Source organism: Curtobacterium sp. SGAir0471, from assembly GCF_005490985.1.
Classification (GTDB): Bacteria; Actinomycetota; Actinomycetes; order Actinomycetales; family Microbacteriaceae; genus Curtobacterium.
This window is the reverse complement of sequence record NZ_CP027869.1, coordinates 2,231,717-2,247,075: the sequence shown is the minus strand read 5'-3', so window position 1 is coordinate 2,247,075 and position 15,359 is coordinate 2,231,717. Positions and strand designations below refer to the sequence as shown.

Sequence of the window (15,359 nt, the reverse complement as noted above, 5' to 3'; positions counted from 1 at the left end):
CGCCGGCGATCCCGCCGGGAGGCTCGCAGCGCGTCCGGCGTGCACCGTGCACTGATGGCGCGCACAGGTTCACGGCGCGCCGCTCCCGGAGACGGGAGGCGCGCCTCCAGACCGTAGAGTGACGCGCGTCATGCAGCCCAGTCCCGCGCAGCCCCGGTCCGCCCAGCCCCGCGTCACCGCGGTCCTCGTGACCGCGAACGGCGGCGAGCACCTCGACCGGACCCTGGACGCCCTCGTCGCCCAGACCCGGCACCCCGACAACCTGGTCGTCGTCGACGTCGGGTCCACGGACGGATCGACCGCGGAGCTCGCCCTCGGCGGGTCCGCCGGACTCGTGCGCCTGCCCGCCGGCCGCCCCTTCGGCGAGGCCGTCGCGGCGGGGGAGCGCGAGGCGCCGACCGCCGAGGTCGGCGACGGGACCGGAGCGGCACCCGACGAGTGGCTCTGGCTGCTCGGACACGACAACGCCCCGGCGCCGACCGCACTCGCCGAGATGCTCTCCGCGGTGGAGATCGCGCCGTCCGTCGTGGTCGCCGGGCCGAAGCTCGTGGCCACCGACGACCCGTCCCGCATCCGCGCGTTCGGGGAGAGCACGACGCGCGGCGGCCGCTCGCTCGCCCTGGTGCAGGACGAGCTCGACCAGGGCCAGCACGACCGGCACACCGACGTGATGGGTGTGTCGGCCGCAGGCATGCTCGTGCGTCGCTCGGTGTGGCGCGAGCTGCGCGGCTTCGACCCGGCACTGCCGGACGTCGACGCCGCGCTCGACCTCTGCATCCGTGCGCGCCTGGCCGGACACCGCGTCGCCGTGGTGCCCGAGGCCCGCGTGACGAGCGCCGGCCCGATCGAGGAGTTCGGCCGCAAGCGGGTCTCCGAGGCACGCCGTGTGCGCCTGCACCGCCAGGCCGAGCTGCACCGCCGGCTCACCTACGCGCCCGCCGGACTCCTGTGGCTGCACTGGCTCCTGCTCGTACCGACGGCCGTCGTGCGCGCCCTCGGGCACCTCGTCGCGAAGCACCCCGCCGCGGTGACCGGTGAGCTCGCCGCCGCCCTCGCCGTGGCCTTCGGCGGCGGTGTCCGCCGCGCCCGGGCGAACGCCGCGCGGACGCGACGCGTCGGCTGGGCCGCGATCGAGCCGCTGCGCGTCAGCTGGCGTCGGGTGCACGAGCACCGGACCACGTCACGGGACGTCGAGCTCGCCCGGGTCGAGGACGCCCCGATCGCCCGCGCGTCGTTCCTGGGCGACGGCGGCGTGTGGGTCGTGCTCGCCGCGGCGGTGCTCAGCGTCGTCACGCTGTACCCGCTGCTCGGCAGCCCGGCGGTCACCGGCGGTGGTCTCCTGCCGCTGAGCACCTCGGTCGGACGGCTGTGGCAGAACGTCGGGTACGGGTGGCACTCCATCGGCACCGGCTCCACCGGTCCGAGCGACCCGTTCGCGGCCGTGCTCGCCGTGCTCGGGTCGATCACCGCCTGGTCGCCGTCGACCTCGGTCGTCGTCGTGCTCCTGCTCGCGTTCCCGCTCTCGGCGCTCGGCGCGTGGTTCGTGGTGCGCAAGGTCACCACCCGCACCTGGGTGCCCGTCGTCGGCGCCGCGCTGTACACGATCGCCCCGACCCTCGTCGGCGCCGTCACGACCGGGCACCTCGGGGCCGTCATCGCCCACGTGCTGCTCCCGTGGCTCGTGCTCGCCGTGCTCGAGGCGCACCGCTCGTGGGCCTGGGCGTCGGGCGCGTCGCTGCTCTTCGCGGTCGTCGCGGCCTCGGCCCCGTCGCTGCTGCCGGTGCTCCTGGTCGGGTGGGTCGTGTCCCTCGTCGTCGGCTGGCGGCGTGCGCACCGTCGGGTCTTCATCCCGGTGCCGGCCGCCGTGCTCTTCCTCCCGCTCGTCCTGGCGCAGGTCGCCCGGGGCAACCCCCTCGCCGTGTTCGCCGACCCGGGCGTCCCGTCGGCGACACGCGCCCCCTCGGCACTGCAGCTCGCGATCGGGCAGCCGCTGCCCGACTGGAGCGGGTGGCTCCCGGCGACCTCGCCCCTCGGGCTCGCCGCGACGGTGCTGCCGATCGCCATGGCCGTCCTCGCGCTGCCGGTCGTCCTGCTGGCGGTGGGGGCACTCCTCGGACACCGCTGGGCCGTCGCCGGCGCAGCGCTCCTGCTGGCGCTCCTCGGCTACGCGACGGCCTTCGGCGCCACGCACGTCACCGTCACCGGGGTCGGGTCCACGACGACGATCGTCTGGCCCGGCAGCGCGCTCTCCGTGATGGCGCTCGGCATCGTGCTCGCAGCGTCGATCGGCATCGACGTCCTCCCGCGGACCGCGCCCGTCGCCGGACTCGTCGCCGCGGTGTTCGCCGGGGTCGCGGTCACGCCGGCCTTCGCCGCGTCCACCCTCGGCGACACCCTCCTCCAGCCCACCACGGGCCGGGTCCTGAGCGCGTACGTGAACGCGGAGGCGCAGGCCAACCCGGACGTCGGTACCCTCGTCGTCGAACCGCAGACCGACGGCTCGCTCGCGGTGTCGCTCGAACGCGGGCAGGGCTCGACACTCGACGACCAGACGACCCTCGACTCCACCGCGCTCCGCCTCAGCAGGTCCGGCGCGCAGCTGGCCACCCTGGCCGGCAACCTCGCCAGCCGCAGCGGCTACGACCCCGAGCCGGCGCTGCGCGAGCTCGGCATCTCGTTCGTGCTGCTCGACGACGGCCCGAGCGACGACGCCGCCCAGCAGGTCCACGACCGGGCCGCCGGGGCGATCGGCCAGGACGCCCGGTTCACGAGCATCGGCGAGACCACCTCCGGCCGGTTGTTCCACTACGAGGGCGACGTCGACCGGGTGTCCACCGGCTCCGCCGCGACGCAGGCGACGCACGTGCTGTACCTCGTCGTGCTCGGCGTGGTGTTCGGCGCAGCGGCCCTGCTCGCGGTTCCCACCGCACCGCGCCGACGCCGTGCGACCTCGAACGTCATCGAGGCCGAGGAACCCGCCACCACCTTCGACGAGGAGCGCGACGAATGAGCACCGAGCACCGGTCCGTCCGACGGTGGGTCGTCCGCGGCACCGCCACCGCGGTCGCCGTGGTCGTGGCCGCCGGCGCCGTGACCGCCGCACACGCCATCGGCACCGAGAGCGCCCCCGTGCGCCCGGCCGGTCGGCTCGTGACGCCCGTCCCCGCCGACGCCGAGCGCGTGTGCGCCGGCAGCGCGCTGCGGTTGTCCGACGACTCGGGCAACGACGCGACGACGGCGAGCACCGTCGGGTCGTCGCAGGTCGCCACGGGCACCACCGGCAGCACGGTCGACCGCTCGACGCTCGAACCGTCCACCACCGGGGGCAGCGACCCGCAGCTCCTCACCGCACCTGCGGGCGACCGCACGCCGCAGGTCGCCGGCAGCACGTCGCAGAGCGTGTCCTCGGGTGACCTGGTCGGCTTCGGCGCGGCGTCGTGCGACGACCCCGGCCAGTCGACCTGGCTGGTCGGCGGGTCGACCGAGACCGGGCGGACCAGCCTGGTCACGCTGTCGAACCCGACCGACGTCAACGCCACGGTGGACCTCGACGTGTACGACGCCTCCGGGACCGTCCAGGCCCCCGGGACGACCGGCATCGTGGTCGCACCGAACACGCAGAAGGTCGTGCCGCTGTCCGGCTTCGTCTCCGACCAGGGCTCGACGGTGGTGCACGTGACCTCGTCCGGCGGGCAGATCGTCGCGCACATGCAGGAGAGCATCGTGCGGACGCTGACCCCGGGCGGCTACGACGTCGTGTCCGGCGGTGCGGCACCCTCGCGCACGCAGGTGATCCCCGCGGTCGTGCTGCGCGGTGCCGAGGAGGCGCAGCGCGGTGACGACACCGAGGACGCCGCCCCGGTGCTCCGTCTGTTCGTCCCCGGTGACCGGGCCGCGCGGGTGACCGTCGGGATCACGACGGCGGACGGTGGCGGGTCGACCGTCAACGCGACCGCCGAGCCGGGGGTCGTCACCGACGTCGCCCTCGACGACTTCCCGGACGGGCGGTACTCGTTCACGGTGACGTCGACCGAGCCGCTCGTCGCCGGCGCCCGCACCACGAAGCCGACCGACGACGGCCGCACGGACCTCGGCTGGTTCGCGTCGGCGGAGCCGCTCGGCGACCGTGTCGTCACGGCGGTCGCGCCGGGAGGCGGTGCGCGGATGAACCTGGTCAACCCGACCCGCTCGGACGCGACCGTCACGATCACGTCCGGGGACCGTGAGCAGGAGGTCGACGTGGCGTCCGGCAGCACGGCGACCGTGCAGGTGCCGGTGTCGACGCAGCTCGTGCTGACGGGTGCCGAGGGGCTCGTGGCGGGCGTCAGCTACGACGCGGACGACGGCATCGGCGGGTTCCCCGTCCGGCCGGCGACCGAGGTGTCGACGCCGCTGCGCGTTTACCCCTGACGCTGGATCACCAGCAGCGGGGACACCGTCACCGGTGGCGGTGTCCTTCGGTCACCAGTGGCGGTACCGGTCCGGCGCCAGGTCCCACGGGTCCTTGTCGATCAGCTCGCCGACCGCGCGGAACACCGCCGTCTCGATGATCACCCGGCGGTCGGTGTCGTCCTTCTCCGGGCTCCGCGTGACCCGCTCGACGGGGATGCGGAACAGGGTGACCCGCCGACCGTCGCGGTCCACCCGCCACCGCGGCAGCCGGTCCGGCAGCGTCTGGTCGGTGGGCATGTCGGCCACCTGGAAGACGACACCCGCGAGCTCGTCCGGCCACAGTCCGACCAGGTAGTGCGCGGTGTCCCCGACGATCCGGTCGAAGGTCTCGGCGCGGGTGATCACCGGCGCCAGGTCCGGTCCGGTCACGCTCGAGCGGCCCCCGCGTCCGTGCCGGGAACGACCGCGGGCACGGTCGACGGGGGTCACGGTGGGGTGCTTCCGACGCATCCCGCCATCGTACGCGGCGGGCGCGCGACGGAGCGCGGCACCGGACCGTCCGGCGGCCGCGCCCGTCCGACCGGTAGGGTCGGTGCCGGTATGGACGTACGGATCTGCAGCAAGGTCGCCTGTGGCGCGAGCGCGTCGGCGACCCTGACGTACGACTACGGCGACTCGATGGTGGTCGTCGGACCCCTGTCCACGCGGGTGGAGCCGCACGGCTACGACCTCTGCGCCCGGCACGCGGCCCGCCTGCGCGTGCCGCGCGGTTGGGACGTCGTCCGGCGCGAGCCGATCCGGCGGGACGCGGCACCGTCCGACTGACGCGGCACGGACGCGGCCGGTCCCGTCGAGGCGACCACGGCGCGGTCTGGAGGCCCACCCGACGTCCGTGACGTCGGCTGACGACCCGCGCCTCCCGGCGTGCCAGACTGGCGCCATGTCGACCGAGACCAGCACCGCCGCCCCGTTCCGCGTCGCCGACCTCGCCCTCGCCGAGGCGGGTCGCCACCAGATCCGCCTGGCCGAGAACGAGATGCCGGGGCTGATTGCCCTGCGCGAGGAGTTCGGCGCGTCGCAGCCCCTCGCCGGGGCGCGCATCGCGGGTTCCCTGCACATGACGGTGCAGACCGCCGTCCTCATCGAGACCCTCGTCGCCCTCGGGGCGCAGGTCCGCTGGGCGAGCTGCAACATCTTCTCCACGCAGGACGAGGCCGCCGCCGCCGTCGCGGTGGGCCCGACGGGGACGCCGGCATCGCCCGCGGGCGTGCCGGTCTTCGCGTGGAAGGGCGAGACGCTCGACGAGTACTGGTGGTGCACCGACCGCATCTTCGACTGGAGTGCCGAGGCCGCTGCCGCGGGGGAGTCGTGGACGGGTCCGAACCTGATCCTCGACGACGGCGGGGACGCGACGATGCTGCTGCACACCGGCGCCGACGCCGAGGCGGCGGGCCGTGCCCCGGAGCCCGGCGCCGACGCGAGTGCCGAGTGGCGGATCGTGCTCGGGACCGTCGCGGCGTCGCTCGAGCGGTCCTCCGACCGGTGGACCCGGATCGCGGCGGAGGTGCAGGGCGTCACCGAGGAGACCACGACCGGCGTGCACCGCCTGTACGAGCTCGCGCGGAAGGGCGAGCTGCGCTTCCCGGCGATCAACGTCAACGACTCGGTGACGAAGTCGAAGTTCGACAACAAGTACGGCATCCGCCACTCGCTGCCCGACGGCCTGAACCGCGCGACGGACGTGCTCATCGGCGGCAAGGTCGCGTTCGTGGTGGGGTACGGCGACGTCGGCAAGGGCGCGGCGGAGGCGCTGCGCGGTCAGGGCGCCCGGGTGATCGTGTCCGAGGTCGACCCGATCTGCGCGCTGCAGGCGGCGATGGACGGGTACCAGGTCGCGCGCCTCGCGGACGTCGCCGGCGAGGTCGACGTGGTCGTGACCTGCACGGGCAACCTCGGTGTCGTCGGGGTGGACGAGATGCTCGCGCTGAAGCACCTCGCGGTGGTGGCCAACGTCGGGCACTTCGACAACGAGATCGACATGGCCGGGCTCGAGGCGCTGCCGGGGGTCGAGAAGGTCGAGATCAAGCCGCAGGTGCACGAGTGGCGACTGCCGAACGGCCGCTCGATCCTGGTGCTGAGCGAGGGGCGGCTGATGAACCTCGGCAACGCGACCGGGCACCCGTCGTTCGTGATGAGCAACTCGTTCACGAACCAGGTGCTCGCGCAGATCGAGCTGCACACGAAGCGCGAGGAGTACCCGACGGGCGTGTACGTGCTGCCGAAGCACCTGGACGAGAAGGTCGCGCGCCTGCACCTCGACGCCCTCGGGGTGCGGCTGACCGAGCTCCGGCCGGAGCAGGCGGCGTACATCGGCGTCCCCGTCGAGGGCCCGTACAAGCCGGACCACTACCGGTACTGACGCCGCGGTCGGGAGCGTCGAACCACGATCCCGACATCCAACCAGGGCCGAGTGCCGGTTCGACGTCGGATCAATGGTTCGATGCGGCCGCCGCGCAGCGCGCCGCGGCCGCGCCTCAGCGCGGGAAGCCCGGCGGCCGCGCCCCCGCGACCGCCGCCGCGCCGTCGAGCAGCGCCGCCCGGGCCCGCAGTGCCCGCACGTCGCGCTCCCGCCGTACCGCGACCACGCCGGCGAGGAACACCTCGGGGTGGACGTCGGGCACCGGCGACGCGTACTCCGCCACCGCCGCGGCGAGCGTGCGCGCTGCGGCCTCGCGTGCCTCGGGCGGCAGGTCGGCGACCGACCGGAAGAACGCGCCGAGCCGGTCCTCCAGCCGCTGCGGCAGTGCTGACACGTCCGCCACCGCCGCCCACGGCACGAGCTCGACCGGCAGGAGCACCTGCACGTCCCGCCGCCGCGCTCCGCGTTCGTGCTGCACGAAGGTCCCGGCGAGCAGGTCGCCGAGACGCCGGGGCCGTGACCCGAACAGCGCGACGACGAGCGCCACGGAGCCCAGGGTGGACCAGAGCTCGAGCAGCCCGACCAGCGCGCGGGTGAAGGCGTGCCGGAAGCCGATCGCCCCGCCGTCCACCCGCACGACCCGGGTGCCGGCGGCGTACCGTCCGACGCTCTTGCCCCGCGTGACCGCCTCGACGCACGCCGGGACGAGCACGAGCACCGTGACGCCGGAGACGATCCCCACGGGCAGGATCCACACCGCGTCGGCGTCGGCCGGCAACGCCCGCAGGAGCCCGAAGAGCAGCATCGCGAGCAGCACCGCCAGGCACGCGCCGTCGAGCAGCGCCGCCGCGAGCCGCAGCGCGATGCCGGCCGGCTGGACGTCGAGCGCGACGGCCTCGCCGACGACGAGCTCGTCGGTGGTCTCGTCGAGCGCCCCGCCGAAGCGGGCGTCGGACAGGTCGCGTGGCACGCGCGTCTTCCCCATGGGATCATTCTGTCGTGACCGGGTCCCGACGGGGCGCGGTGTGCACGATCGGGGGAGGCACGTGGACCTGGAGGCCTACAGCGCGGTGCACGGTGACCGCTGGGACGAGGTCGACCGCCTCGCCCGGACCCGTCACGGGTCGGGGGCGGACGCGGACCGGCTCGTCAGCGGCTACCAGGAGGTGGCGACCGACCTCGCGCGGATCCGCGGCGTCGCCCCGGGCTCCTCGACGGGCGACCGGCTGTCCCGCACGCTGTTCCGCGCACGCCTCCGTTTCACCGGCACACCGGTCGACCCGCTGACCGCCGTCACGACGTTCTTCACGCGGCACCTGCCGGCAGCGCTGTACCGCATCCGCTGGGTGACGATCTGGGTGGCGGCGGCGACCGCGGTGATGAGCGTGATCGTCGGCATCTGGATCGCCTCGACCCCGGGCGCGGTCGCCACCTTCGGCACACCCGAGGCCCTGCGGCAGTACGCGACCGAGGACTTCCAGGCGTACTACTCGGACCACGGCCTGGGGGCCTTCACCGCGCAGGTGTGGTCGAACAACGCGTTCATCGCCGCCCGCATGGTGGCCTTCGGCATCACCGGCCTCTACGTCCCGGTGTCGATCATCCAGAACGCCGTGAGCCTGGGTGTCTCCGGCGCGATCATGCACTCGCAGGGCCGGCTCGGGGACTTCTTCCTCTGGATCGCCCCGCACGGCCAGCTCGAGCTGTACTCGGTGTTCCTCGCCGGCGCCGCGGGCCTGATGATCTGCTGGTCGTGGATCGCCCCCGGTGCGCGCACCCGGGCGCAGGCCCTGGCCGAGGACGGTCGGGCGCTCCTCACGGTCGCGGTCGGCCTCGCGCTCACCCTGCTGCTCTCCGGCCTGGTCGAGGGCGTCGTGACCCGCCAGGACTGGCCGTGGCCGGTCAAGATCGGCATCGGCACGGTCGCACTCGCCGCGGTGCTCTGGTACCAGTGGGTGCTCGGCGGCCGCGCGTACCGCGCGGGTGAGCGGGGCGACGTCGAGGAGTTCGAGCGCGGCGCGACCGCGCTCACCGCCGGCTGAGCTGTCGCCCGCGACTCAGAGTCGTCCGCCGGCCTTCGCGCGGATGTACGCGTCCGCGACGGCCGGGGGCACCGCCGCGGGACCACCGCGGACGACCTCGGCACCGACCCGGCGAGCGACGTCCCCGACGCCGTCGGCGTCGAGCAGGGTGCGTTCCGCGGCCGCCCGGCGGTACACGTCGCGTTCGGCACCGGATCCGACCGGGAGGCGCGACACCCGCCCGCCGCGCTGCTCCGGTCCGTCGCGGTCCGGCTCCGGGACCCCGCTCGCCATCCGCTCGACCGCCGGGTCGGCGATGCTCGTCACGACGACGGCGTGCCGCCGGGTCAGCCGGGGGAGCACCGCGAGCAGGTCGGCCGAGGCACCGATCGAGTCCAGGCTCGACAGGAGCACGACGAACGCGCGCGAGGTCGTCACCCGGTCGACGACCGCCGGCACCGCAGACCAGTCCGTCGCGGCGAGCCCGGGTTCCGCGAGCGCGAGCCGCTCGCCGAAGCGCCGCACGACGTCCGTCCGCGTCGCGCCGTGCACCCGGTCGCGGACGGTGTCGTCGAGCACCACGAGGTCGACCCGGTCACCGGCGGCGGTGGCGAGGGCGCCGAGCAGCAGGGCGGACTCGATGAAGGTGTCCAGCCGCGGTTCGTCCTCGACCCGTCCGGCACCGGCACGTCCGGCGTCGACGACGATGACGACGCGGCGGTCGCGCTCGGGTCGCCAGGTCCGGACGACCAGGTCCTGTCGTCGTGCGGTCGCCCGCCAGTCGATCGACCGCACGTCGTCGCCGCGCACGTAGTCGCGCAGCGAGTCGAACTCGGTGCCGTGTCCGCGGAGCTGCAGGGTGGTCTCGCCGTCGAGCTCACGGAGCCGGGCGAGGCGCGAGGGCAGGTGGCGCCGGGACCGGAAGGGCGGCGTGACGACCAGCTCGCCGGGCACGACCAGGACGGCCTGCCGGGCGGCGAGGCCGAGCGGACCGGTGGAGCGAACGGCGACCCCGACGCTGGCGCGACGCCCGCGGCGGAAGGGCGTGAACCGGACCCGGGCGGTCCGACGCTCCCCGGCGGGGACGGTGAGCCGGATCCGGTCCGGCTGGTGACCGGCGGAGGGCTCCCACATGTCCCGGACGAGGGCGCGGAGCGGACGCCGCCCGTCGTTCGCCAGGACGAGGCTGCCGTCGGTCGTGCTGCCCCGACGCGCGAGGTTCGGCATCCGTCGTTCGACGCGGACCGTGCGCGGGTCGGCGGCGAGCAGGACGTCGAGGCCGGCGGCGAGCACCACGACGACCACCCAGGCCACGCCGGCCCTGGCGCTGCCGAGCAGCACCGTGGGGACGATCGCGACGGCCATGAGCGCGACGAACCGCCCGGAGACCGCCACTAGAACGGCACCCGGACCTGCTCGACGACCTGCTGCAGCACGCCGTCCGCCCCGACGCCCTCGAGCTCGGCGTCCACGGCCACGCGCAGCCGGTGCCGCCAGACCGGCAGGAGCATCGCCTGCACGTGGTCGGGCGTGATCGCGTCGTAGCCGGTGAGCCACGCCCAGGCCTTCGCGGCGGCGAGGAGCGCCGTCGCACCGCGGGGGCTCACCCCGACGCGGACGGACGGGGCCTGCCGGGTGGCGCGGGCGAGGTCGACCACGTAGGCCAGGACGTCGTCGCGTGCGCCGACCGCCCGGACGGCCCGCTGCGCCGCGAGGACCTCGTCGACGCCGAGCACCGGTCGGACGCCGGCGGAGCGGACGTCCCGCGGGACGAAGCCGTCCGCGTGCCGACGGAGCACCTGCCACTCGACGTCCCGCGGCGGCACGTCGAGCGTCAGCTTCATCAGGAAGCGGTCGAGCTGCGCCTCCGGCAGCGTGTACGTGCCCTCGAACTCGATCGGGTTCATCGTGGCGGCGACGAAGAACGGGTCGGGCAGCGGCCGCGCGGCGCCGTCCACGCTGACCTGGCGTTCCTCCATGGCCTCGAGCAGGGCTGACTGCGTCTTCGGCGGGGTGCGGTTGACCTCGTCGGCGAGCAGCACGTTCGTGAAGACCGGGCCCTCGCGGAACGGGAACGTGCCGGTGGACGCGTCGAACACCAGCGAACCGGTGACGTCACCGGGCATCAGGTCGGGGGTGAACTGGATGCGCTTCGTGTCGAGCGACATCGCCGCCGCGAGGCTGCGCACGAGCAGCGTCTTCGCGACACCGGGGACGCCCTCGAGCAGCACGTGGCCCTGTGCGAGGATCCCGACGATCATGCCGGAGACGGCGCCCTCCTGCCCGACGACGGCCTTGCCGACCTCGGCGCGGAGCCGGCCGAAGGCGTCCCGGAGCGCATCCGTGCCGTCGGTAGGACGCGCTGCGCGGGTCGGCGCAGCGGTACCTCGGTGGTCCGTGCTCGGCGCCGCGGTGTCCGAGGCCGTGCGTTCCGGGGTCGTGCCGGTCGGTTCCTGGGCGGGTGACGGATCGGTCACGGTCGTGCTCCTCGTCGGTTGCGGTGGGGCGTGCGGGTGGTGGTGGGGCGTGGGTCGGGGGATCCGGTCGCCGCGCGGACGGCCCGCTCCAGCTCGTCGAGGGCCGTCGCACCGTCGCGGAGCGACCGGTCGTCGGTCGTGGGACCGCCCACCAGGACGGCTCCGACGGCGGCGGGGGGACGGCCGGTCGCACGGGCCGCGGCGCGGACGACCTCGTCGACGTGCGTCCCGCGGGGGAGGCCGAGTCGGCGTCCGATCCGACGGAGTGCGGCGAGCCGCAGGGTGTCGAGCGCATGGGTGCGGTCACGCGTCCTGGCGTAGAGGCGTGCGCGCCCCTCGGTCGTTTCAGAGGCCCGGACGACGACGGGCATCCGCTCGACGACGAGCGGCCCGAGCCGACGTCCTCGCCAGACGCCGGCTGCGACCGCGACGAGGCCGAGCAGCAGCAGGGCGCCGGGCACCCACGGTGGGGCGAGCGAACCGATGGTGGGGGCGGCGTCGGCCGAGGTGCGCGTCGGCGTGTACCAGACGAGCCGGTCGCCGGACCCGAGCAGGTCGAGTGCGAAGGCCGCGTTGCCCGCGGTCGTGATCGTGTCGTTGCGGAGCGCGCCCGTCGTGCCGACCAGGGTGACGTCCCCGCCGGGGGTGGCGGTCCGGACGATGCCGGCGACGCGGTCGTCCCCGCTGCCGGTCGTCACGCAGAGGTCCGACCCCGTCGGCGTCGGCCGGTCGGACGGACGGTAGCCCTCGCCGGTCACGGTGAGGCGCCCCGCGGCGGCCACGGCAGGGACCGCGCACCCGCTCGTCGGCACGGTGTCGTCCCCGAGGACGGGTCCGGCGGCGACGACGTCGAGGCCCAGCGCGTCGAGCGCGGCCTGGTCCGTGGACAGCAGCACGACGTGCTCGGTCGAACGCCCGAGGCGACGTGCGACCGCGGCGTCGAGGGCGCCGGCCGAGTCGTCGACCAGGACCGTCGCACCGTCCAGCTCGGATCGGTCGAGGTCGTCGACGCGGTCGACCACGTCGACCCGGGTGCCCCGCTGTTCGAGCACGCGCACGAGCGCCCGCGCGCCGCTCGCCGTCGTCGACCCGGGGTCGAGCGGTTCGCGCGTCGGTCCGGTGGAGGACTGCACCGCGGCCGTGAGCCCGGCGAGCAGCAGGCCGACGACGACGATGACGATCCAGAAGACGACGCGACCGGTGCGCCCTGGCGAGCGGAGGACGGCGGTCGGGGTCGTGGCGGCGCTCACGTCGGCACCGCGGGCTCGGTCGCGGGACGGGTGGTGCGGATGGACGCCTCGGTGTCGAGGACCGAGCGTGCGGTGGTCTCGTCGGCCTCGGCACCGAGGTACCGGACAGCGTCGAAGGAGCGCGCGGCCCGATCGATGCGGTCCGCGTGCTCCGGGAACCACGGGCCCGCGCGTCCGGCGACGGCGCGTGCGGTGGCACCGGGGACCTCACGGACGAGGTCGCGTTCGGCGAGTCCGCGAGCGATCGAACGGTAGCCGTCGAGGACCGCGTCGGCCCAGGCGCCGGCGCGCAGGGCGGACCGGGCGGCGTCGCCGAGTTCGCGGGCGGACCGCAGGTCGTCGTCGTCGAAGACGCTGCCGTCGTCCGCCCGGGCGGTGCGGGCGCGCCGACGGGGCAGTCCCCGGGCGACGACCACGACGACCACGACCGCGACGAGCACCACGACCGCGATCCAGAGCACGGACTGTCCGAACGCGGGGGAGTCCAGGCCGCCGCCGCCCGGGCGGAAGGACCCGAGCCACTCGAGCAGCTGACGGGACGCCCGGTCCCACCAGGTCGCCCGTGCACCGTCGTAGTCGGGGTGTTCGAGCTCGCGTTCGAGCAGTCGACGCGCCTCGTCCGGGCCGAGCGTCACGAGCCGCCCGGCCACTGCTGCTGCCCGGGCCACTGCTGCTGCTGCTGACCGGGCCACGGCTGACCGGGGCCCGGTCGTCCCGGCCACGGAGCGCGGGGGACCGCGGCTGCCGGTGCGAACGGGTCCGTCGGCTCCCCGGTGTCCAGGTGGGACGCGATGCGCTGGTCGAGTGCCTCGGTGCGGATGCGACGATCGACCGCCAGGAAGGTCAGGACCGAGGCGCTCAGCACGTCGGTGACGCACTGCACGGCGATCGACAGCAGCGCACCGAGCACGATGGCCACGACGGCGCCGACGCCCACGCCGGCGGCGGCGCCGGTCTGCCCGAGCGGGTCGAACGCGCCGACGGCCAGTGCCGTGCCGAACGTGAGCGGGATCGACGCGATCGAGCCCGCGATGCCGAAGGCGACCTGCACGAGCAGCACGATGCCGAAGGTGCGCCAGAAGGCCCCGCGGGTGAGCCGCCACGACTGCGCGGCGGCGGAGAACACGCCCCGCCCCTCGAGTGCGATCGTGGGGACGGTGAACGCGAACCGCGTCCCCAGCCAGACGATCAGGACGAGGGCGCCGAGCGCGAACAGGAGGAACGCGACGACGTACCCGCCGACGCCGGCGCGACCCGCGGCCAGGGCGACGACCATGCCGACGGCGATCGAGACGAAGACCACCCCGAGGACCAGACCCGCGGCGAGCTGCAGCAGGATCCACGCCAGGACGGCCCACCGACGACCGGCGAGGAGCGCCCAGAGGCCGCGGAAGCTCGCACGCCGTCCGAGGATGCGCTGCCCGGTGTCGACCGCGACCGGGGCGACGAGGAACGCCCGGCCCAGGTACGCGAGGAAGGGCAGCCCGAACGAGAGCACCAGGAAGAGCGTGACGGACCCGGCGACGACGTCCTCGGCGCCGCTCCCGCCCGCCTCGACCGCCGACGACAGCCGACCCTGCAGCGACCGCTGGCCGAAGGTGCTCGCCAGCGTCGCGAGGAGGCCGAGCACCCCGCTGAGGAGCAGGCTCCAGAGGAGCAGGACGCGCGGGTTGCGGCGGAACACCGTGAAGGCCCCGGCGAGCACGTCCCCGAGGCCGAGCGGCCGGAGCGGCACGATCGGACGCTGCCGACCCGGACCGCCCTGCGGTCCCGGAGCCCCCTGCGGGCCCGGCCACGGCTGCTGCCCCGGACCGGCCTGGGGGCCCGGCCACGCCTGCGGACCCGGACCTGCCTGCGGACCCGGCCACGGCTGCTGCCCCGGCCACCCACCCGGTGACGGCTGCCCCGTGGGGTGGGACGGGCCTCCCGTCCGGTCGTCGCCCCCGCCGGAACCCGGAACCTGCCAGTCGGCCATCGCCGCCCCCTCGATCGTGCTCGGGCCGCGCAGCGGAACGCGCGACCGCTCCCATCATGGCGCACGGACCCTGTCCGACGGGCGCTCGGCTATCGTGACGGGTGGGTGCCGGTCCGGCACCTCCCGCCCGCCACACGGAGTCCACGCACATGACACCGCGCATCCTCGTCGTCGACGACGACCAGGCCCTCGCCGAGATGATCGGCATCGTCCTCCGTTCCGAGGGCTACGAGCCGGAGTTCAGCGCCGACGGCAACGACGCCGTCGAGACGTTCCACAGCACGAAGCCCGACCTCGTGCTGCTCGACGTGATGCTCCCCGGGATCGACGGCATCGAGGTCTGCAAGCGGATCCGCGCGGACAGCGGCACCCCGATCATCATGCTGACGGCGAAGGGCGACACCGCCGACGTCGTCGCGGGCCTCGAGAACGGCGCCGACGACTACGTCGTGAAGCCGTTCAACCCGAAGGAGCTCGTCGCGCGCATCAAGACGCGGCTCCGTCCGACGGCCGGCGACGCCTCGGTGCTGCACGCCGGCGACCTGACCGTCGACGTCGCCGCGCACGAGGTCCGTCGCGGCGACACCGTGATCGCGCTCACGCCGCTCGAGTTCGACCTGCTCCGCGCGCTCGCCGAGAAGCCGAACCAGGTGTTCACGCGGGAGATGCTGCTCGACCAGGTCTGGGGCTACCACTACAAGGCGGACACCCGGCTCGTGAACGTGCACGTGCAGCGGCTCCGCGCCAAGATCGAGCACGACCCGGACAACCCGAAGATCGTCACGACCGTGCGCGGTGTCGGCTACCGGGCCGGAGGAGCCTGAG

13 protein-coding genes are annotated in these 15,359 nt (G+C 74.8%); 6 read left to right on the top strand and 7 right to left on the bottom strand.

Annotated elements, in window-relative coordinates; genetic code table 11:
• The first annotated feature begins 130 nt into the window (after window positions 1-130).
• Window positions 131-3,010, top strand: a complete 2,880-nt coding sequence (locus C1N91_RS10380) for a glycosyltransferase family 2 protein (protein WP_137767652.1) — start codon at window positions 131-133, stop codon at window positions 3,008-3,010.
• Window positions 3,007-4,410 carry a DUF5719 family protein gene (locus tag C1N91_RS10375; RefSeq protein WP_137767651.1) on the top strand — a complete coding sequence of 468 codons (1,404 nt, stop codon included), beginning with the start codon at window positions 3,007-3,009 and terminating at the stop codon, window positions 4,408-4,410. Before C1N91_RS10380 ends, C1N91_RS10375 begins: the two co-directional genes overlap by 4 nt.
• 51 nt (window positions 4,411-4,461) lie before the next feature.
• On the opposite strand, the gene C1N91_RS10370 is transcribed toward C1N91_RS10375, so the two are convergent.
• A complete protein-coding gene (locus tag C1N91_RS10370) occupies window positions 4,462-4,902 on the bottom strand; it encodes a metallopeptidase family protein (RefSeq protein ID WP_137767650.1) in 441 nt (146 codons plus the stop codon).
• 90 nt (window positions 4,903-4,992) lie between these two features.
• Between C1N91_RS10370 and C1N91_RS10365 the strand changes: the two genes are divergently transcribed.
• Together C1N91_RS10365 and ahcY are read left to right on the top strand one after the other, a co-directional pair.
• A complete protein-coding gene (locus C1N91_RS10365; RefSeq protein WP_058729601.1) occupies window positions 4,993-5,217 on the top strand; it encodes a DUF3499 family protein in 225 nt (74 codons plus the stop codon).
• A gap of 115 nt (window positions 5,218-5,332) precedes the next feature.
• On the top strand, window positions 5,333-6,811 hold the full coding sequence (ahcY, locus tag C1N91_RS10360) for an adenosylhomocysteinase (protein ID WP_137767649.1): 1,479 nt from the start codon (window positions 5,333-5,335) through the stop codon (window positions 6,809-6,811).
• A 115-nt stretch (window positions 6,812-6,926) separates the two neighbouring features.
• Here ahcY and C1N91_RS10355 read toward each other — a convergent pair whose 3' ends face one another.
• Window positions 6,927-7,796, bottom strand: coding sequence for an RDD family protein (locus tag C1N91_RS10355; protein WP_137767648.1), 870 nt, complete (start codon window positions 7,794-7,796; stop codon window positions 6,927-6,929).
• 61 nt (window positions 7,797-7,857) lie between these two features.
• On the opposite strand from C1N91_RS10355, the gene C1N91_RS10350 reads away from it, so the two are divergent.
• Window positions 7,858-8,853, top strand: a complete 996-nt coding sequence (locus tag C1N91_RS10350; RefSeq protein WP_137767647.1) for a stage II sporulation protein M — start codon at window positions 7,858-7,860, stop codon at window positions 8,851-8,853.
• Window positions 8,854-8,868: 15 nt separating this feature from the next.
• Here C1N91_RS10350 and C1N91_RS10345 read toward each other — a convergent pair whose 3' ends face one another.
• From C1N91_RS10345 to C1N91_RS10325, 5 genes are read right to left on the bottom strand one after another with little or no spacing between them, the layout of a single operon-like run.
• On the bottom strand, window positions 8,869-10,227 hold the full coding sequence (locus tag C1N91_RS10345) for a DUF58 domain-containing protein (RefSeq protein WP_137767646.1): 1,359 nt from the start codon (window positions 10,225-10,227) through the stop codon (window positions 8,869-8,871).
• Entirely contained in the window at window positions 10,227-11,309 is a 1,083-nt protein-coding gene (locus tag C1N91_RS10340) for an AAA family ATPase (RefSeq protein ID WP_137767645.1), read from the bottom strand. Before C1N91_RS10340 ends, C1N91_RS10345 begins: the two co-directional genes overlap by 1 nt.
• Entirely contained in the window at window positions 11,306-12,559 is a 1,254-nt protein-coding gene (locus C1N91_RS10335) for a DUF4350 domain-containing protein (protein ID WP_137767644.1), read from the bottom strand. The genes C1N91_RS10340 and C1N91_RS10335 overlap by 4 nt, the downstream gene beginning before the upstream one ends.
• On the bottom strand, window positions 12,556-13,227 hold the full coding sequence (locus C1N91_RS10330; protein WP_137767643.1) for a DUF4129 domain-containing protein: 672 nt from the start codon (window positions 13,225-13,227) through the stop codon (window positions 12,556-12,558). Before C1N91_RS10330 ends, C1N91_RS10335 begins: the two co-directional genes overlap by 4 nt.
• Window positions 13,191-14,294, bottom strand: coding sequence for a glycerophosphoryl diester phosphodiesterase membrane domain-containing protein (locus C1N91_RS10325; protein WP_137767642.1), 1,104 nt, complete (start codon window positions 14,292-14,294; stop codon window positions 13,191-13,193). Before C1N91_RS10325 ends, C1N91_RS10330 begins: the two co-directional genes overlap by 37 nt.
• Window positions 14,295-14,683: 389 nt before the next feature.
• Between C1N91_RS10325 and mtrA the strand changes: the two genes are divergently transcribed.
• Entirely contained in the window at window positions 14,684-15,358 is a 675-nt protein-coding gene (gene mtrA / locus C1N91_RS10320) for an MtrAB system response regulator MtrA (protein WP_058730147.1), read from the top strand.
• The last annotated feature ends 1 nt before the right edge of the window (window position 15,359 follow it).